Annotated in this window: 22 protein-coding genes; 7 read left to right on the top strand and 15 right to left on the bottom strand. The window is 48.1% G+C overall.

Annotated elements, in window-relative coordinates; all coding sequences use genetic code 11:
• From H6F72_RS27210 to H6F72_RS30565, 7 genes are all read right to left on the bottom strand, one after another.
• Positions 1-1,754, bottom strand: a 1,754-nt coding sequence (locus tag H6F72_RS27210) for a PAS domain-containing protein (RefSeq protein WP_190442800.1), incomplete at its 3' end; no start/stop codon positions are given.
• The gene (locus H6F72_RS27205) at positions 1,751-2,038 is read right to left on the bottom strand and encodes a DNA-binding transcriptional regulator (protein WP_190442799.1); all 288 of its coding nucleotides are present in this window, start codon (positions 2,036-2,038) and stop codon (positions 1,751-1,753) included. The genes H6F72_RS27210 and H6F72_RS27205, both read right to left, overlap by 4 nt.
• A gap of 711 nt (positions 2,039-2,749) precedes the next feature.
• A complete protein-coding gene (locus H6F72_RS27200) occupies positions 2,750-5,569 on the bottom strand; it encodes a PAS domain-containing protein (RefSeq protein ID WP_190442797.1) in 2,820 nt (939 codons plus the stop codon).
• A 13-nt stretch (positions 5,570-5,582) separates the two neighbouring features.
• On the bottom strand, positions 5,583-5,816 hold the full coding sequence (locus tag H6F72_RS27195; protein WP_190442795.1) for a DNA-binding transcriptional regulator: 234 nt from the start codon (positions 5,814-5,816) through the stop codon (positions 5,583-5,585).
• 203 nt (positions 5,817-6,019) lie between these two features.
• Positions 6,020-6,157, bottom strand: a complete 138-nt coding sequence (locus tag H6F72_RS27190; protein WP_190442793.1) for a hypothetical protein — start codon at positions 6,155-6,157, stop codon at positions 6,020-6,022.
• 10 nt (positions 6,158-6,167) lie between these two features.
• Positions 6,168-6,554: a transposase family protein gene (locus H6F72_RS30570; RefSeq protein WP_242017171.1), complete on the bottom strand. Its 387-nt coding sequence runs from the start codon at positions 6,552-6,554 to the stop codon at positions 6,168-6,170.
• Positions 6,555-6,562: 8 nt separating this feature from the next.
• On the bottom strand, positions 6,563-6,997 hold the full coding sequence (locus H6F72_RS30565; protein ID WP_242017170.1) for a transposase family protein: 435 nt from the start codon (positions 6,995-6,997) through the stop codon (positions 6,563-6,565).
• A 278-nt stretch (positions 6,998-7,275) separates the two neighbouring features.
• Here H6F72_RS30565 and H6F72_RS27180 point away from each other — a divergent pair, with 278 nt between their 5' ends.
• The gene (locus H6F72_RS27180) at positions 7,276-7,467 is read left to right on the top strand and encodes a hypothetical protein (protein ID WP_190442791.1); all 192 of its coding nucleotides are present in this window, start codon (positions 7,276-7,278) and stop codon (positions 7,465-7,467) included.
• 22 nt (positions 7,468-7,489) lie between these two features.
• Here H6F72_RS27180 and H6F72_RS27175 read toward each other — a convergent pair whose 3' ends face one another.
• The gene (locus tag H6F72_RS27175; RefSeq protein ID WP_190442789.1) at positions 7,490-7,822 is read right to left on the bottom strand and encodes a hypothetical protein; all 333 of its coding nucleotides are present in this window, start codon (positions 7,820-7,822) and stop codon (positions 7,490-7,492) included.
• A 141-nt stretch (positions 7,823-7,963) separates the two neighbouring features.
• Complete coding sequence (locus tag H6F72_RS27170) at positions 7,964-8,206, bottom strand: DUF2188 domain-containing protein (protein WP_190442787.1); 243 nt, start codon at positions 8,204-8,206, stop codon at positions 7,964-7,966.
• Positions 8,207-8,342: 136 nt separating this feature from the next.
• On the opposite strand from H6F72_RS27170, the gene H6F72_RS27165 reads away from it, so the two are divergent.
• From H6F72_RS27165 to H6F72_RS27155, 3 genes are all read left to right on the top strand, one after another.
• A complete protein-coding gene (locus H6F72_RS27165; RefSeq protein WP_190442784.1) occupies positions 8,343-8,708 on the top strand; it encodes a helix-turn-helix transcriptional regulator in 366 nt (121 codons plus the stop codon).
• On the top strand, positions 8,709-9,365 hold the full coding sequence (locus H6F72_RS27160; RefSeq protein ID WP_190442782.1) for an ImmA/IrrE family metallo-endopeptidase: 657 nt from the start codon (positions 8,709-8,711) through the stop codon (positions 9,363-9,365).
• 91 nt (positions 9,366-9,456) lie between these two features.
• Complete coding sequence (locus tag H6F72_RS27155) at positions 9,457-9,948, top strand: hypothetical protein (RefSeq protein WP_190442779.1); 492 nt, start codon at positions 9,457-9,459, stop codon at positions 9,946-9,948.
• Positions 9,949-10,309: 361 nt separating this feature from the next.
• Here H6F72_RS27155 and H6F72_RS27150 read toward each other — a convergent pair whose 3' ends face one another.
• From H6F72_RS27150 to H6F72_RS27140, 3 genes are all read right to left on the bottom strand, one after another.
• Positions 10,310-10,867, bottom strand: a complete 558-nt coding sequence (locus tag H6F72_RS27150) for a hypothetical protein (protein ID WP_190442777.1) — start codon at positions 10,865-10,867, stop codon at positions 10,310-10,312.
• Entirely contained in the window at positions 10,860-11,624 is a 765-nt protein-coding gene (locus tag H6F72_RS27145) for a ParA family protein (RefSeq protein WP_190442776.1), read from the bottom strand. The genes H6F72_RS27150 and H6F72_RS27145 overlap by 8 nt, the downstream gene beginning before the upstream one ends.
• 303 nt (positions 11,625-11,927) lie before the next feature.
• Positions 11,928-12,137, bottom strand: coding sequence for a hypothetical protein (locus tag H6F72_RS27140; protein WP_190442774.1), 210 nt, complete (start codon positions 12,135-12,137; stop codon positions 11,928-11,930).
• A gap of 188 nt (positions 12,138-12,325) precedes the next feature.
• Between H6F72_RS27140 and H6F72_RS27135 the strand changes: the two genes are divergently transcribed.
• The 3 genes from H6F72_RS27135 to H6F72_RS27125 all read left to right on the top strand — a co-directional run bounded on the left by H6F72_RS27135 (position 12,326) and on the right by H6F72_RS27125 (position 15,566).
• Positions 12,326-12,781, top strand: a complete 456-nt coding sequence (locus tag H6F72_RS27135; protein ID WP_190442772.1) for a hypothetical protein — start codon at positions 12,326-12,328, stop codon at positions 12,779-12,781.
• A gap of 49 nt (positions 12,782-12,830) precedes the next feature.
• Positions 12,831-13,121, top strand: a complete 291-nt coding sequence (locus H6F72_RS27130; protein ID WP_206755470.1) for a hypothetical protein — start codon at positions 12,831-12,833, stop codon at positions 13,119-13,121.
• Between the two features lie 714 nt (positions 13,122-13,835).
• Positions 13,836-15,566, top strand: a complete 1,731-nt coding sequence (locus tag H6F72_RS27125; protein WP_190442767.1) for a hypothetical protein — start codon at positions 13,836-13,838, stop codon at positions 15,564-15,566.
• Positions 15,567-15,583: 17 nt separating this feature from the next.
• Here the strand turns inward: H6F72_RS27125 and H6F72_RS27120 are convergent, their stop codons facing one another.
• The 3 genes from H6F72_RS27120 to H6F72_RS27110 form a co-directional block, all read right to left on the bottom strand.
• Positions 15,584-17,329, bottom strand: coding sequence for a hypothetical protein (locus H6F72_RS27120; protein ID WP_190442765.1), 1,746 nt, complete (start codon positions 17,327-17,329; stop codon positions 15,584-15,586).
• A gap of 473 nt (positions 17,330-17,802) precedes the next feature.
• A complete protein-coding gene (locus H6F72_RS27115; RefSeq protein WP_242017169.1) occupies positions 17,803-18,147 on the bottom strand; it encodes a type I restriction-modification enzyme R subunit C-terminal domain-containing protein in 345 nt (114 codons plus the stop codon).
• Positions 18,148-18,160: 13 nt separating this feature from the next.
• On the bottom strand, positions 18,161-18,616 hold the full coding sequence (locus H6F72_RS27110; RefSeq protein WP_190442763.1) for a hypothetical protein: 456 nt from the start codon (positions 18,614-18,616) through the stop codon (positions 18,161-18,163).
• Positions 18,617-18,962 lie beyond the last annotated feature (346 nt).

Genomic DNA, 18,962 nt, shown 5'->3' with positions numbered 1-18,962 from the left:
TTAATAAATGCTGCCATTGGGCTGTGGTTCATGAAGCTTTGGAACAGATCTTGGCTCTCGCGTAAAGCTATTTCTGTCCGCTTCCGCTCCATAAATTGACCTATTTGGCTACCGATCGCGGCCATCATCTGCAACAGGTCTGAGTCTGTCTCTTGGACGCGATCGCTAAAGCACTCAATGACCCCTAGAATCTCGTGACCCAACTGAATGGGAAAGCCAAAAGCAGACTTTAGCCCAGTCTGGGGAGCAAGGGTCGCTCTGGGGAAGTTGCTGTCTTGACTGATTTCAGTGAGCCAGAGGGGTTGACGGCTGGCCCAGACTCGGCCAGGAATCCCAACACCTGGGGAAAAGGTCATTTGCTGACGGGTCGCAATGAATTCATGCAGCTCTGCTCGCGCTTGCCAGCAGTCAATGCAGTGGAGCAGGGGGTGCTCTGGGGTGACACTCCAAAGCACTCCCACTTGCCAGCCTAAATTCTCACAGAGAGCTTGTAAAATTGCGGGAGTCGCTTCAGCAATGGTCGTAGCCTCTGCTAGGATACGGGCGATCGCGTATTGGGCATCTCGACGGTGCTCGGCTCGTTTGCGGTCACTAATGTCGCGAAACCATGCAGCCACACCATTCGGTGAAGGAAAAATGGACATCTCTATCCAACGCTGAGCTGCCAGAGAAAAGACTTCCAAGCGAGCACTCACTTGTTCCGTCATGGCTTGGTGGAGGGCTCGGCCTGTCACCGTATTCTGCCGAGCCACCTCAGGAAAGACATCTTGCCAGCGTTGTCCCAGCAATTCTCCAGGCGATCGCCCTAACATCCGAGCCGCTTCTTGGTTGACGTAGGTATAGCGCCAGTCGCGGTCAAAGGCGATGAAAGCATCTGTAATGCTTTCCAGAATGTTGGAAGTATGTTGGTTGGCTGCTCGGAGCGACTCCTCAAATTGCTTGCGTTCTGTAATATCGAGCGTGACCCCCACCATGCGAATCGGCGTACCGTTAGCGTCACAGATAACCTGACCTCGAACAATCAACCAGTGCAGACTCCCATCAGGATGGTAGCAACGCTCCTCTACCTCATAGTCCGTTCCCGATTGAACGGAATGCTCAATTGCTGCCTGAACCATGGATACGTCATCGGAATGCAACACCGCAAACAAGGTTTCGTGAGTAAACTCGGCATCAGGTGGTAAGCCAAAGTTCGCCTTACATTGAGCCGAACAAGTTAAAACTCCCGTAATCAGATCATGCTCCCAAGAACCCAGCTTGGCGGTTTGTAAAGCGACTTTGAAGTGCTGCTCTTGCTGTTGCAGTGCTAGTTCTGCTTGTTTGCGATCGGTAATGTTGCTAAAGGAAACCGCAATCCCATCGTTTAGCTTCACAACGACGTTACGAAACCAACCGGTTAGTGCTTGACTGTTGTAGAACGTCTCAAATGTCTCAGAAATGCCAGTTTCGGCGACTGTCACATAGCGAGCGAAAATACCGCTGCTTTTACATTCGGGAAACAGCTGGAGCAGCTGCTGACCCACAATTTCCTCTGGCCTACGGTTCACACCTCTGGCGGCAACTGGATTGACGTATTCAATGCTGAAGTCAGCGATCGCCCCTCCTTGATCCGGGACAGTGCGGAGAATGGTGAATCCATCGGGTGAAGCTTCCAGTACGAACCGGAATCGCGCTTCACTCTCTAGCAAGCCAGTGGTTTCTGTACTGGGTGTAGGAGAGGAATGACTCGAAATCCCAGCCTTCGCTTCAGTCATTGAGTGCTCGACTCCGTCTCTGAAAAATACTGATTTAGTAAGGTTTGGCTTTGCTCCTGAAGCTCAACTACAGATGAACGGCTTAACTCACCGAGCATCGTTTTGATTTGCTTCAGTGCTAGAGGCGAAGGTTGCATGTGACCGTTTTCCCATCGATTAATCGTGCTAAAAGCAACGCCTAGGGTGACGGCAAACTGCTCTTGGCTTAATCCACTCAGGTGCCGCAGCTTGCGAACGAGATGACTCACTTCTGGTTGCGCCAGCGCCGCTGTCTTTTTAAGCATGAGGCTTGAAGGGAAAGTTTTTATAGGTGAAGGAGTTAATTATAGCGTCTGCTATACATCTCATTCTGAGGGCGTAGATTTTATACTTCTATCCACCCTGAGAAGGAGGTTTAAGGATGCAAAGCTAGCTGGATGCCGGGTGACTAATATTCAAACTGATGCAACTGTCTTTGGCTACTACAAAATGCCTAAAACCCTCGCATATAGAAGGTCTATTAAAAAAGCTGGGGAAGAGGCAGTTGCGAGTTGTAGGAGAGGAAGAGTGGACATATCAGCTTCTCATTGCCCGATCGCCTCTCCTACAACTCAACCAGGCGAGCACGCCTGTCTGTCACCTACTAGTAAAATCCGCAATTTTTGGAATCTAAAAGCTGTAAAGCTAGGATTTCTATTATGATTCCAAACTACTCAGTGCATGTAGTAATATATACCTAGGGAGGGTAACCTAAAAACATCATTAGATACCTTTATGAACCTCGATGAGTTTGAGGGCCAGGTTAAAGATGCGCTTGACGTTAGACTCAACCGACTCCAAACAGTCACGCTTTTGGTCGTAAACCTAGAGTAAACCCTGGGTCAGAACTACAGCCTTTGAGCTTTTGCATGTTGCATACTTTACATAGCTCAGTGATCAGACTCCCAGAGTGCGATCGCCCCTAACTTTGCCAAAATTGGGGAACGCAACCAAGTGAGTGAACTTCTAAGCGATCGCTAAGTGGGCTTGATCAGGTGAGCAATCACGTGACTCAACTTTTGGGAGTCTAGCGGTTTAGAGAGGTGCTTCTGGAACCCTGCTGCCAACGCCTGCTGCTGATTGACTTCTCCGGCATACGCCGTCAGCGCGATCGCAGGAATTTGCCCCCCTTGCTCTGGTGGCAACGCTCTCACCTGTTGCATCAGCATATAGCCATCCATGTTAGGCATGCCAATGTCACTCAACAGCACATTGGGTTTTGAGTGCATCAGCAGGCTCAACGCTTCAGCGGCGGTCTTGGCTGTGAGCACTTTTGCTCCCGCTTGCTCCAACACAAAAGCCACAAAGTCCCGTGAATCTGCTTCATCATCCACAACCAAGACCTGAATCCCGTTCAAATCAGCAGCGGGCTCTGACGCTGGGGGGTGCTGAGGAGCGATCGGCTGTAGAGGCATGAGTGGCAGCCTCACGGTAAAGGTGGCACCCTTACCCACGCCTGGGCTTTCGGCCTCAACCGTGCCTCCATGCAGTTCGACTAAGTGCCGCACGATCGCCAGTCCTAGTCCCAGTCCTCCAGATTTTCGGGTCGTCGTGGCATCCGCTTGACGGAAGTATTCAAACACATAAGGCAGAAACTCAGGTGCAATGCCCTGTCCCGTATCGCTAACCGTAATGTGAGCGCATGAGTCGAAGTGCTCCAATCTAATGCGGACTTGTCCCCCGGCTGGCGTGAACTTGACCGCATTGGAGAGCAAATTCCAAATCACTTGCTGCAACCGCGTGGCATCTCCAGAAACCAGACCCACCTCTGGTGCTAGGGTTGCCTCTATTTGGATGGACTTCGCTTCTGCTGCCAACCGTACCGTTTCCATCGCGCCTCGCATGATGGAGACCAGGTTGATCGAGCTGACGTTCAGATTGAGCTTGCCTTGCAGAATCCGGGACACACTCAGCAGGTCTTCAATCAACTCCGATTGCAGTTGGGCATTGCGCTCGATTGTCTGCAAGGCCTGCTGGGTTTTGGCGGCATCTAGCTTGCCGGTCTGCAAGAGTTTGGACCATCCCAAAATCGGGTTGAGCGGCGATCGCAATTCGTGGGAGAGCACGGCTAAAAACTCATCTTTCACCCGGTTGGCTTGTTCAGCTGCTTCTCGGGCTGTTTTTTCCCTCACGAGAAGCTGTTCGCGTTCTACCTCCGCTTGCTTACGAGCCGTGATATCTTGCACGACCCCTAGCATCTCTAAAACTTGCCCAGACGAGTCATACTGGGCCCGCCCTTTCGAGGCAATCCAGCGTTCTGCCCCATGCGAATGCACGACCCGATACTCAATATCGTAGTCACTCCGCTCTGCAATCGCTTGTGCGATTTGTAAGCGGGTTCGCTCTCGATCCTCTGGATGGATCAGACTTTGCATCTCGGTCCAAGTCATCGAGGGACCCGGGGGGATGCCAAACATTGCAGCCGCTGGTTCGGATAAAACCACGATGTCTGTGGCGGCACTCCAACTCCAATCTCCTAGCTTTGCCGCTGTCAACGCGATACTGAGTCGCTCCGCACTTTTCCGCAATCGCTCTTCAGCTTGTTTGCTATCCGTGATGTCAAGGGCAGTTCCCAAAAAACTTACGGGCTGCCGGAACTCTCCCTCTCCTGCAAACAGTACCTGCCCATTCGCAGATATCCACCGCTCGGTATTGTCATCCCAGACAATTCGGTAGTCAATTTCATAGAGGCCTGACGAACTAGGGTTAAGGGCAGCAGTGAGCGCAGTGGCCACTGGTTCCTGGTCATCCGGGTGAATTCGTGCCATGACTTGAGACAGCGGTAGGATGGCTGCCTCCTGAGGTTCTCCCCAAATCTCTCGCATCCGCTCATCTAGCTCTATGAAGTCTAGATGGAGGTGATGTCGCCAAGTCCCCAGCTGCCCAACTTGGATAGCCAGTCGGGCTTGCTCCTCGCTTTGTTGTAAGGCTACTTCTGCTTGTTTGCGATCGCTGAGATCTACGGTGACCGCTAGCAGCGTGTGCGGACGACCTTGTTCATCGTCGAGCCGGGTGAGGCTGCTGTTGGCCCAGACTATGGTGCCATCTGGGCGTAAGTAGCGCTTGTCGAGTGAGATAGATCTACCTGTCTCCAGGAGTTGCTGAATGGCCTCTAAGCTCTTGGACACATCCTCAGGATGGGTAACTTCAAGGACGCCTGCCGCTAACATCTCCTCTCGCGATCGTCCGAGGATACGGCATAGCTCGTCATTCACATGCTGGAAACGTCCATCCAGTGAGACTTCGGAGAGTCCCACAGCTGCTTGTGAAAAGATGGCGGATAAGTGGTTCTTGCTTTTCCGTAGTTGCGCCTCCGCTTGTTGGCGCTGGTCTTCGCTCCGCTGGCGCTGTGTAATGTCGCGTGAGATGCACAAGAGCCGTTCCACTTGCCCCGCTGCCCCTCGAATGGGACTAACTTTGTTATCCCACCACTTGGGTTCGCCCTTGAGCGTCGGACGATATCCTTGAAAAGTGGAAACCTTACCAACTCTGGCTCTGGCGACCGCCTCCATAGCGGCTTGCTGATCGACACCTTTCCAGAACTCAGCCCAAGGCGTGTGAAGGAAAGGCGTTATATCCTGGATACCCAGCACTGCTTGTCCTCCTGGGCTCATAAACAGGATGCGCCCCTCTAAGTCCAAGACCTTGATACAGTCATCGCTACTCTCCAGAATCTGCTGAGTCAGCTCTTGACTTTGGCTCAGCGTTGTGACTGCTGCCACTGGAACAGCAGCTTCTGGGACAGTTTGAGATGAACCATTGTCTGAAGAGACAGAGCGATGGAGTTGATCCGTCATAGCGTCTCCATCCTTATTCTGGAAAGTATTTAGCGAGCAAATCTTGGCCAGCATCACCCATTTGATGCAGCAAGTGTTCAATCTGCTTCAATGCGAGTGGCAAAGGCTTGGTCCGCCCATTCTCCCAACGATTGACGCTCTGGAATGAAACTCCGAGCTTGGCTGCAAACTTGGCTTGCGAGAGTTGCAAGCATTGCCGAGTTTCTCGCACCAGCTCGGCTAGATGGGATTGCTCAATCGCAGGCATAGGGGAAGAACTATCAATCGTCTTTGCACTAGCTATACCACGTGGTATAAACGACATTCTATCCATCAGAGGATAGAGGCTTCCCTGGTCAGAAAAAGCACAGAGCTGAATGGATTTTGAGCCTTACCCCTCCGAATGCTGGACTGCTGAAAGCCAATGAACAAGCGCCTCCTAGAGAGCGCTTCAGGATGCAACATCTGTGTTTAGGACTCCCGACTCAAATTGAAACCAGCGTCCAGAATCCAGTAGTGTTCGTTTCCAGGGGGCATCACAATCTCAAAAGTCGCTCTGGTGTCTACGTCGCTGACAGTGACAGTTCCTTCTACGGCTTCATTAGACATCCTGCATGAATCAGGAAGGGTGTGCCAGTTCGTAGTTGAGCAAGCCAGCAATCAGATTTAATCGCAAGCCAAACCGCTTTCTGCGGTTGCGATACCGCCCTGAAAAAATGCGGAAGATCTTGAGGCGACGAATCACATGCTCCACTTTGACCCGCAGCCGAGCTAAGGTCCGATTATGCTGCTTTTCCTCTTTGGCTAAAGGTTGCTGGTGTCTCTTCTTGGGGGGAGTGCACGCCCCAGCATGACGTTTGGCAAATCCTTGATACCCTCGGTCCGCTAAACACAACTGGGACGAGACAAATGGCAAGCGATTGCGCTTGAGCACCTTAAAGTCATGCGTCCTGCCCGTGTCCACAGCCGTACAAATGATTTGCTCCGTTGCAAACTCCACCACCAACTGTGCTTTTAGGGTGTGACAACGCTGCTTGCCACTGTAGTAGCGTTTCTGTTTTTTTGGGGACGTTCAATCTCTACCTCACCGACGTCGACCACCATCGCCTTCCCCTCCCAACCCGGTTGATACAACTGACGCTGACTCAAAAGGCGAAATTTGCCACTCTTGATCAGCAAGTCTTCCACTTTTCTCACAATTCGTCCGACGGTGGTTTCATGCAATCCCCAACTCACCCCAATGTGAAACTGGCTGCGATACTCTCGCCAGTAAGCCAGGGCTACTAACACCTGGTCTTCGACACTCAGTTTCGCCTGTCCACCCGGTCGTCCTTGCCGATCTAGGTGCGGGCGTACCAACTCGACCATCTCCTGGAAAGCGCCACGGCTCACCCCGCACCAGCGCTTGAACTCAGGATTCGATAAAGGCTCCAACTCCCGGTATTGCATCTCTGCTTCTCGAACTCATACCTATCCAAAATTTAGCGTCCATTGCCGCACGACGACCGTCAACTGTCACACACTTTCCTATTCATGCAGGAGGTCTAAGGACTATCAAAAAAGGGATATAAATTGACGAGGCTGAAACGGCCTTAAATCAGGGTGGGAGTTTTGACTAAAAGCCCTATCAAAAAACGGTCCTTTCTTGATAGCCTTGCAGTAATTCATAAAGACCCATTTCTCCTTGCCATTCACAATCTAATTGCTGGGGCAACAACTCAGTATCTATGGATGATCGCCACTGGTGCAAGATTCAAATCTGCAAAATAGAAGCTGGTAAGCGGCTCCAAGTTGTTTCACAGTCAAACTGGTTTGCCTCATGCAATTTGGAGTTGGTGCGAGCTACTTTGCCAGTTCCCATGCCCCAAGACTACTTTGCTAGAGTTCGGCGTAAATGGGGCGATCGCCCGGATTGTTGATTGCTCACCAGCAGTAACACTGTTAGACAAAACAGTGCTTACACTTGTTGAGAACGTAATTCATTAAATGTTGGCGTGTTTCAAGATGATAGATTGGAATGCCTGTCCCATCGGGATATTCATGCATAGGTACAGCATCTGAAAGATTTTTCAAATACAAGAAGTTGTCTAAATTAGCATTTTTAAGGTTGTGAGAGCCCCAGAAATCGGCCAAGCCAACCTTATGCAGTTCATCGGTCTTGGGATTGAGGACATACTCAAAACCAGCTGCACTCAATTCTTCATAAAGTTGCTTATTAGCTTTAACCTTTTTTCCCAAAGCTATTACTTTCTCTAAATTCATTGATTTATCCATAACAAGTAAAGTTTTTAAAGAAGAAAACAGATTTTAGATCAGATTTAGACCAACATGACATCAGTTGATTCATGTAACAAGAGCAGTCCTTCCCAAGCTTTAACTATATGGAGAGGAGTGCTCTCTTGAATCCCTACTTATCTAGTGTTTTTTATCCTTACGTGGATTTGGATCATTTCCTGGAGAAACAGTATCAGAATCGCGCCATTTTGTGTCTTTCCCTTGAATGCGAACCTCTCCTCCTCCCAGGTTGGAAACAATCTGCTTTGCTCGAATCTCAGCTTCGCTTTGTGTCTTAGTAACATCACTTGCCCGCTGAGCGCCAGCTTTCTTAACAGCCCATCCTTCTGGATGCTTAACAACGTAACGATCGTTTTCTGACATTTTGTCCTTTTAGTGTAAAATAACTTCCTTCTAAAGGATAATCGTTGTCAAAATTAATCGTCAACCTTAGTAGGATGCTATATCCTAAAAAAGGACAAGATTTAATGCTTTCTTTAGATTTAAGCAGTGGTGAGTTATGTCGATTACTGAGTATGTAGGAGGACGAATCAGGGAGATAAGAAAAATGAAAGGGCTTTCCCAAGAAGCCCTCGCCCAAGCAATGGGAACAACTGCAAACACTATCTCGCGCTGGGAAACTGCTACTTATCGGCCAACAATAGATGACCTTGAGCGATTATCACGCTTCTTCGAGATTACAATCACAGATTTTTTCCCGCCTGAAGAAGAACCAGACAACGTTCAAATAACTGCATTGTTAAGAGCGGCTAAACAGCTATCACCTGATGACCTTGAAGAGTTACGCAACTATGCAGAGTTTCGTAAAGCCCGTGGTCTGTATAGAGGTACCAGCAAAGCCAGCGGTAGCAGCAGGAAAATTTGAATGAATCGGCGAGAGTATTACGATGAATTGAAAACCCTTGCCCGCAACACCCGTATGCAGTTTGGTATTTTTACACCACGCATACTTATTTCTGACCTTCGCAGAATATATAAGCATTATCAGATTGAAATTGATTTATGGCCTAGAAGAGGCGTTCCTCCAACAGTCAAGTTGAAAAGCCTGCGTGGGGCTTTTTTCTGTGATGAGTACGGTACGTCAGTCTTAATAAATCGCTTTCTACCAGATGCACCCAAGATCTTTACCTTAGGGCATGAGTTAAAACACTATCTGGTTGATAAGGACTTGAGTAAAATTTGGTGCGGTAATGATAATAAAAACGAAGAAATTGAAATAGGAGCTGAAATCTTTTCTGGTGAACTATTATTTCCTGATGACGACTTTAAAGAAGCTCTAACGGAGATGGGGATTCAAAAAGGTTGTTGTAGCCCCGAAGTTTTAGTTCGTCTAAAACGTGAGACTCAAGCTACGCTCTCGTACTCCGGCTTAGTTAAAAAGGCAGAATTCCTTGGATTTGCATCACGTGGAGCATTGGTAGGAGTAAGGTGGAGAAAACTTGAAGAGGCGATGTACGGAGTCCCCGGCGATGTACGGAGTCCCCTCTTACAAACAGCTTTCATCCCTCCAAATGTTCATTAAAGATGATCTTCTCAAAATCCTTCCCATCATCATTTCCACTATATCTTTGGGGATATCGCTGCTTGCATTTTTTAACACGAGGCGAGTTTTTTTGGCAGGGAACTACCCAAAGATTAGAGCAGAGCTAAAACTTCTTAGTCTTAATTGTTTACCTGTGTATGAAATCCATAACGAAAGTGACAAACTCACAGCAAATGATGTTGTGATAGAAATCAGTATTACAAACTGGATGAATCTTAGACTTTTCAAAAGTAGATGGATTACATACACTCATGAAAAACTTGCGAGACTTAAGCCATTAGACACTTTTGTGCCTTCAGATTTAAGTAGCGATGAGCTGAGCAAGTGGCTTAATGATAGGGAACATAGGACTCTTCCTATTTCGTTAAAAGCTCAAAACGCCTTGTCAATAATTACATTGGAAAAAAAATCGTATGCTGTTCGACTAGTTGTAAGCTACACATCAAACATGTTTAGAGCTAATAAAGTTTGTCGGGTAGTCAAGAAATATAGATTAACATTATGTTCTAATTCGAAAGCAATAAACGAAAGAGATAAATTTTATTGGAGACTTAGAGAATAAAGTGTTTCAGCCGACACCGTGTAATTAGGCCGAGGACAGGATTTAAGTCAGGTCTCCTACAACACCCCAAAATGTAGGGGATCTCTGCTGATATTTAGGCAAAGTTTAGGCAAGCAAAGTAAAGCGCTCTCTACAATCTATAGCTAGAGAGCGCTTTATTATTTCCATGGAAGGACTGCAAATCCTTTACCCCAACTCAAGCTGGCAAATATTTGGTCGTTTGCTTTAGGCTGACGCTTCCAACTCAACCGTTAGTTCGTCAATAGTTTTCTTGAAAATTGATTCATTGAAACGCTGAGCGATCGCTCTGGGCGTACTAGTTATCAAAGCTAAATTTTCTTGATTCTTGAATCCATAAACTTTATTCCTCAGTCTTGATTCTTGATTCAAGACTAGACAGAGCTTGCCGGAGAGCTTCTTCAGAGTCGATCGTTTGCCAATCAACAGGCATAGCTCGGAAGAATTCTAAGGCTGCTTGTACCCAGGTCTCTTTAGGAATCTTGCGCCCGTGCTTTCGTTTCCCCTGCTTTAAGAGACTATCGAGCCAATCGTTTATTTCGATCGAAAGACGCAGGTTAACTCGCTCGATGCTCTCCTCGTTCAAGAAGACTGTTTCTTTCTTCTTGATTCGTTTTTCTTGATTCTGCTTTCTTGATTTCTGAGTTACCTGACTAATTGGCGCTTCTCGTGATAGAGCAAATTCAGCAGATTCTGAAGTTGTTGGAGTGGATTCCGTTGAATCAGTTTTCAATAAACTTGATTCTTGATTAAGCAAATCTTGATTTTGTGTATCTTGGTGGTTTGATTCTTGATTATTGAAATTTTCGGTTTTTGGTGTTTCAGATGAAGCTGTTTTGCTAAAGATGCCTTGAGAGAGGGGATTGATGCCCAAGGCCGAACGGGATTTGGCTTTATTCATAGGTCTGGACCACCTCATCAATTAAGTCTTGATATGCTTTTGCTGCGGCTCCACGTGCTTCGTACTCAAAGATCGATTGGCTAAAGCTGGGGGCTTCTCGCAGTTTGACAGTTTCTGGAATTCGCGTTTGAAAGACTTTAGGGCCGAAGTGATCTTGGAGGGACTTGAGAACTTCTTTGCTCAGGTTGTTGCGGGCATCAAAGCGGGTTGCCAGCACTCCGGCAATGTCAATCGGGTGATCGAGTTGTTCACGCACAAGAGAAAGCGCTCGCTCAATGCCGTTGATGCCGAGTAATCCCAGATAGCTCATGTCCACTGGGATAAGAACCGCATCGGCTGCCATAAGAGCATTGACGGAAAAGACACCGATGTTGGGAGGACAGTCAATCAGAACATAATCATACTGATCAGCGATCGCTCCAATTGCTTTTCTGAGCAGTAGTTCTCGACCTGGAAAACCGGAAATGGGAATTTCTTCTTCAGCTAGCAGGATATTGGAAGGAACGACATCGACACCAGATGCGGTTGAGATGACGACTTCTCTGATGTTGGCCTGACGCTGTAAGACATCTTTAAGCTGCTTGTCGAGCTGCCAAATAGGAATGCCAAGGGCAGCACTGGCATGACCTTGCGGATCAATATCAATCAGTAAAACTCGCTTTTGATGAAACTGGACGAGCCCAGCACTGATGTTGTAGGCACTGGTGGACTTACCCACGCCGCCCTTCATATTGAAGATGGCGAGTTTGTGAGTCACAGATTTTGTCTCCTCACGAATCGCTCTCTACTCTAGGAAGTCTTGAATAAAGAGTCAATAGTATTTAAATAATAAAAAAGATTGCAGATTCAATTTTATTGAATATTTATTATTGAAGTGAAAGCAGTTTGGCAATATAAGCATGTTGTAGGACTCCTATCACCAGATTCTCTGCATGGAGAACTTCCCAAAATTAGTTTGAAATCAGTTGTAGAATTCTGTTTGAGAATCCCCAAACTGCTCAGGTTTTAACCTATATAGAGTAAAAATCTAATGAGATACCTGTAAAAACCTCAACAAGCTTCATGCTGGCTTATTTGATTTGCGGGATTTGGTCGCAGGCTGAGCTGGAAGTTTGAGAGCGCGATCGCCTTCTGCCTTTTCCAATCCATCTAGAATCAGCCGTCTCAGCTTCTGTGCAAGAGATAACTCGCTCCAAAGGGGATTGTCCGAGTACGCCTCGTCAATTCGCTCTCTGAGTCCTTCAATGTCTACCGTTACCCGATCTGCCACAGTACCTGGTTAGCCTCAGTCCGTTAATCCCAGCTTAGCTTGCTGGCTATGCCTCAACTTCATGTTCATTAATATGATGCAATCTGCATTGGAGTACTGTATGCTGCTATCCATGAGAACAGTGACTCCCTCTCGCCGCAGCTTTTGTATGGAAGTATTCTGATGACAGTAGCCCTGAGGTCAAGTCGATGAAACTAGCTGCACTTAAACAACAGGCCTACGAAGCATGGGAATGTCTCAGCACCTTCAATGGGGCCATTGTGCAACCTCAACACTTCAAAGCTGAAGTGAGGCAGCAGTTTGGTGACTTGAGACGCAAGCAAACTTGGGTTAAAGCTTTAGCTAGGTTTACAGCCCGCAACTGCTACGATGCTTGTCTTGATGCTTACAGCCTCATCCTCTACGACTTCAACTTCACACCTGAGCGTTGGGACTATGAGTATCGCTACCTCATCATCGAGGAATTTCTAGCCATTCCTGGAGCGCTGGAACTGATCAAGCTTGGCTTGGAGCAACTGTTCTCTTCCACCTTCACCTCACAAGAACGGGAGCAAGCTCATGGGTTTTTTGAACTGGTTCCAGCAGCAGCCGAGCGAATCGGACTCCCAGTTGGATCTATTCAACAGCTCGCAGGAACTCACTAAGCACGAACGAGTAGACGGAGCCACAGTCTACAAGGACTTTCAGCAATCGATGCTTGACAAAAAAGTCAGCGCCGAGGGCAGACGGAAAGCAGTTGTGGCTGAAACTCAAGAGTTGTTTGACTGCACGATTGATGAGCTCTATGAAGGCACAGGAGGTAAGAAGGGCGATCGCGCCTCATTGCCGAAAGAAGCTCAGAAGGCATACTTGGTGAATGAGACTATTGCTACCCATCGCATCAATGACTCTGAGTGCAGTGGCAGTCAAAAGCAGCGCGATGACCAAGTGGTTGAAACGGTGCGAGAGACAGCAGAACGTACTCGCAAATGGTTTCCTTGGTAGTCTGCTCTTTTCACCTAAAGCAGTGTTTCAAGGCCAAATCCTAAATAGGTAAGATCAAAAATTTACCTTCTAAACATAAGCAGCAATATAGACCTGGTTTGGGCTGCCAAAGTACAGTTTTTCTTTCTTTCCATTGAAATTGGGGGAGATCGCTGGGCAGATCAGGTAAACTACTCATCAAGCTTTATGGAGGCAGAGTTTGTAGTGATTTTTAGGGTTGTTGGTCCAATTGCTAGAGCTGAGGAGATGAACATGCTCTAGGAGCCCTAAAAGCCAAAAACCCCAACTGCGGGAACAGAAGGGGTTCGAAAGGCTTTTATTACTTGTTCGGAATAGAGGGGACTTTAACTTCTGTGCTTGCCGGCGCGTCGTTAAGCTGCCCACTCTGCCATGCGTCTATATTACGGTCATTTGGTAAGAAGTGACAAGACCTTGTGAACCGTTTCTAAAAGGACGAATGGCTCTCTATTCCTCTCTACAACAGGGATGGAGCGCATCAAAGCACAACGAGATTTTTAAGTCAGTTCTAGGAAAAACTTAGTCGTTCTCAATCTGCGGATCGCTCTCTCCCTGTCCAGCCGTTATTTCGGGACAGAGAGATTATGCATAGATATATCCCTCGTGGCTATCACCTGCACCAGCAGGGTAATCAGCCGTATTCATTTACTTTGCATCCTCTGTTCCGTTGCCCTCATCGGACTAGAGAGTTGCATCATGCCACGCAAACAAAAATCTACTTGTAAGAGTCAGGCGATCGCCCCTCAGCGAGCTCGTCAGCGCCTACCAGAACCCCTGCCCCGCGACCCCTTAGGTCAGCGCTTGTGTCAGCTCTTCTCCTACCCCTGGCAAGCGATCGTCGCCCCTACCCCCACCGACGCCAGCCAAAAACCCGCTTGGCAAACTCTAACTCAATACCCTCTGAAGCCGCGTAGTCTCTGGACCTACTGGCAGGATGCCGCTCAACTCGTTGGTGTTCGCTTTGGTCCCACCACCTACCACGGCCTCATCGACCTTGATGCCCTGAGCCTGCATCATCCCACCCGCGATCGCCAAGCCCTTCTTACCATTCGAGCTGCCCTTGCCAGCATCGGCATCCACCAAACCCTCCTGCTCCGCTCCAGCTGGAACGGTGGCCTCCACCTCTACATCCCCCTGCCTGAAGCCGTCCCCACCTTTGGCCTCGCCGTCGCCCTGAAGCACTGCCTGGAAGCTCACCACCTACCCCTGCAAGCAGGGCAACTGGAAGTCTTCCCCAACGTCAAGCGCTATAGCAAAGCCGGGGAATACAGTGAATACAACGCTCACCGCCTGCCCCTGCAACTTGGCAGTGGCTCCGTCCTCCTCAGCGATCGCCTCCAACCTCTGCCCAGCGATTTGTCCTCCTTCTTTCAGCAATGGGACCAAGCCGCCGCCGCTCAGGACGTAGCGCAACTTCACGAGGCGATCGCCCAGGCAAAGAAGCAGCATCAGTACCGTTCCTACAACCGTCGTAGCAACACTGCCCTGTGGCAGCAAGAACTAGAAACTGAAATGGAGCAAGGCTGGACAGGGCCAGGACAAACCAACCACCTGCTCAAAACCATCGGCTGTTACGGCGTCGTCTTCCAATCCCTCTCCGGTGAAGCCCTAGCCCATTACATCGAGCACACCGCCATCCATAGCCCTGGTTACCCAGAATGGTGCCAACACCAGCACGAAATCAGCCGCCGTGCTCAGGAATGGGCTGAAGCTGCGGAAAACTACTACTGGCCCCTTGGCACCAATCCGAAGCGCGATCGCACCCTCTCTCCAGGCACCGCTGCCAACAACATCGTCAACTTCAACCAGAAGCGAGCCGAAGACGCCCAAGCTCGGATCAAGCAAGCCGTCTTGGACCTGACCCAACAAGGCCAACTACCCGATCGCCTGACTGCGCGAGCCCAGGCGATCGCCTCAATAGCCCAGTGCAGTCATAGCACCTTGCAGAAGTACAAAGAGATATGGCATCCCGAATGGTATGTAATAGAGCCACCAGAGACAGTTACAGCCCCATCACAGCCTTCAGCGGATGAACTAACTAAGGCGCTAGAAAGCTCTCCTAGAGAGGAATTACACACCTCTGTCTATATGAAGGGTGGGGGGGCTGATGGTGTCTTAGAAAAACAAATAAACTCCGGTAGGGAGGGTCCAGGGAGGGAGGAAATGAGTTTTCCACAGCCTTTGGCTCCGGCCCTAGCGATCGCCTATGACGACCTGAGCGATGTGATTGTGGGGATTCAAATCCAAATCGGACGATTGGGGTGGACTGTGGAGCAAGCCCACCAATTCATTGCTGATAACTTCCAGGGTAAGCGCAGAAGTCAGCTCACGGATGATGAATTGATAGGCTTGCTGTATCGATTGAGGACGCGATCGATACAGCAAGCCTTACGTCATCGGTCAGCTCGTGATATCCAACATTCATGAAGGTGCTATATCGGAAACTACAGAAGTTCCAGCAAAAGTTTTTTGCGCTCCTCAACTGGCAACTTTGACGTTAAGGCTTTGACTTTAGCCATGACTGCCGCCTGGCCTTCTAGAGTATCTGATTTCCACCACTCCTTAGCCCCAACCGTTTTCTCGCTAGGATGCATCTCGTTATAATCTTTATCTCCAATTGCCTCAGAATTACCGAGGACTTTGTGAAAAGCCTTTCGCTTGCTCGGATCACCATGTCTGCGTTCATGGGTAATTGCAATATTTCTAAAGAAGTGAGGATTTGTTTTGCGTGGCTCAATGTCCTTAAATAGCGGATGCTCCAGCATTTTCAGTGCTGCACTGGCTGTATAAACAGCACGTGTAACTGCATTGAAGAGGTCAGATGCCTTCATTGGCCTACCATACCCTTCTAATCGATTAGTTCCAAAAGAGGCGAAAACTAAGTTGTGTTGGCATTCAATTCTGGCCTGTTTCAATGTTTGAATATTGTTTTGAGCTGACTCCATCTCTTTTTCTACCTTCTCAGCTTCTTCATATCGGCCTGCTTGTATAGCTTGCTGATACTTCTTCTCTAGTTTGGCTAAGTATTTGTTCAGCCCTTTTGTGTCTTTGTACTGGGCACGGCCTACAAAACCCAGCCAGCTGTCCAAGTCAGCAGTCACTGCCTGAGTTCTGGGTTTCCAAACATTGAGCCACTCATCAAGGTCTGTGACAACTTCTACTGCTAATACATCCGAGAGCATGAAATCTCGTTCATCGCCTGTTTTGTTGTCCTCTGGATGCAGCACCATACGATAACCACCTGCTGTGCGAAAGAGAGTGCGGTCGAGTTCAAGCTCTCTAATCTCACGTTGTCGTAGTGCACAATAAGTCAAGATGGCTACCAGCAAGTAGCGCTGCCACGATCGGGCAACTGACAAATCAGAGCGCTTTGTTCCCAAAGAATCGCGAGGAGCACAGCACTTTCGCAGATACTTAATGACTTCAATGCACTGCTCCAGTGTCATTTCTTTCTCTTCCTGCTTCCTCTTCTTGCTAGCTTGTTTCTGCTCCTCATAGCGTTTTGACAAATTATTGTTAATCATGCGAATTTCTTCAACTGTGGCAATGTCCCGGTACATAGGGCTCTTGGACTCGTAGCAATGTAGCCACTTTGCAATGTTTAGTGCCAAGTCGCAAAAGCCCATCCCCCATCCACACGTGTTGCCGCGTTCATTAATGCCCCATGCTAAAAATTTGTTGAATAGGTTTAGATCAGTTACTAAATGGAGATCTAAGTCGTTCAGTTCATAATTCTCTACACTCCTGAGCCATCCCAGGATGTCAAGTGCTCGTCCTCTATGATTGCGAAAAGTGATTGCTCGCATCTTCTTGTCTTGGCGCTTAGGGACATATTCACCAGTACAAAACGTATTAAGTTGTTCTAGTTGCTTGAGAAGATTTGAGGTCAGTTCAGATTCCTTTAATCCATATGAATTGGCATGAAGTGCTCTTCGTCCCTCGTTGGCGGTCTTAATGTTGGTTCCAGAGCGAGTTCTGGGGGCATACTTTCCATACCGCCCCTCGGCAGCCTCCTCATACCAAGTTTCTTGCTGTATCCATTTAAGAAACTTATTAACAGCCGGACGGTATGTTGTCCTCTCCACATCAGCTCGAATTTGTTTAGCGGCCAAAGCGGCCTGACAAGCCTCAGAGAGAAGTTTAAGAGGCTCAGCATTTAGAAATACATCCAGAGGAATCTGGCTGAGCACATACTCTAAACCCGGTCCTTCCAGATCTTCAGTCACAAAGTTATATCCCGGTAAGTTGGGGAGAACATACCGCCTCAAAGCAGTTTTCAAGTTTGCAAAACTTGTGCCCCTAATCTTAGTTTCTCCTTGTTGGATATATCGATGTAAAGCTTCGAGGGTGTTTTGAGGAGGACATTGAGACATTGTGGAACCAAATATTGATTGAAATTAATATACCGTCAAACCAGTATTTATGTACTGTACCAACGAATACTTGGGGTTCCCAACTCTACGATATGTCAATTTTTGATAGTAAGCTGAGAGCCTCTATAATTCTTCTAGGGTAAGGCTTTGGCTGTTTTGTGATTCTGAGTGTGTAGGAAGCAAGAAGGCTGGTTTCCTACGCTTTTTTAGGTTCTTTTTGGCCGAAAAGTAACGGCGTGATGTAGCAAGTTGAGTGTAAGAGGATATCGAAGGAGTGATTGCCTCAACCCTCATGCAGCCGCAGCAGGGTAGATGTTTTCTAACACTAATATCAACGCATCTACTTGGTTGAGGCCGAATACTCCTTCGGGACCCTGAGAACTGATGTCTGTGAAGGGTGACTCGTATAGCAAGCCCAGTTCCATAACGCCGTGATGGGTTAGGTGGTCGATGATCAGGTTGATGAATTCAATCTGGTCTGCTGATGCGGTGGAGCTAGATAGGACCTCACCAAAGTCTTGCTTGGCTGTCTCTCGATCTAGCCCAACCAAGGAATGAATAAATAATCCTAAGCCCTGGCTTATTTGTTTGGTGTGCTCCCAATGTTCTGGGGTGCCAACGCCGGAGTCTAACAATATCCGCTCCAGCTCATCGAGATCGCTTGTGGTTAGGGGTTGTATTAAACCTGAGCTTGTGAATGGTGAGGTGGTCTTTATGTGCTACTAGGAACTGCCTTGCTTTAGCTCGGAAGCGATCGAACTCACTACCGCTGCCAAAGTTGGAAATTTCTATGATGGTTTCGGGACCGAGTTCATCTTCAAAGTCGGTGTAAATCGGTTGACGCTGGGTTTTTTCAATCAATCTGACTAATGCTCGCAGGCGTTTGCGGGCACGTTTTAGCATGGGAACGGTTACATCTTCCCACCAAGCATTGCTCTGAAGCTCTTGGATCAATTCCATCTGCTCGCGCACATTGGGATGCTGTCTTTCTCTTCTAGGGATGCAGCGATCGCCCGGACTTGTTGGCTCAATCGGATAAATTCTGGCTTGGTTTGCAGTCGTGCCAATTGCAAGCGCAACGTCAACATATCGAGTAATTTGCATTCTTACTCAATCTACTTAGAACCGCTGTATACCCTATTAATAAAAGGCTGTGAGGGTATCTTGAGGAGAAATCCAATAAGTAAAAAGCACCTATTTATTGGACTTCTCCGTAAAAAGCTTTTTATTTTGGGCGTTAAAACGAACACGCTACTCGTCAGCCTAATAGTCGGCGCGGATGCTGGGGGCGATCGCTACCATTGTTGAGCGCAAGCTTGCCAACCTTGGCCGTAGTAATACCAATTCTTCAAAAGTAGACGACAGATGCTATAAAACTTGAGGTGGGTTTAATCGTAGAGTATGGCAGGGGTTTACAAACTAGAGATACAAGAGAGTGAAGAGGATCTCA

The sequence above is a fragment of the Trichocoleus sp. FACHB-46 genome (genome assembly GCF_014695385.1).
Taxonomy (GTDB): domain Bacteria; phylum Cyanobacteriota; class Cyanobacteriia; order FACHB-46; family FACHB-46; genus Trichocoleus.
Note: the sequence above shows the minus strand (reverse complement) of the source record. Positions and strands in the feature narration are given on the sequence as shown.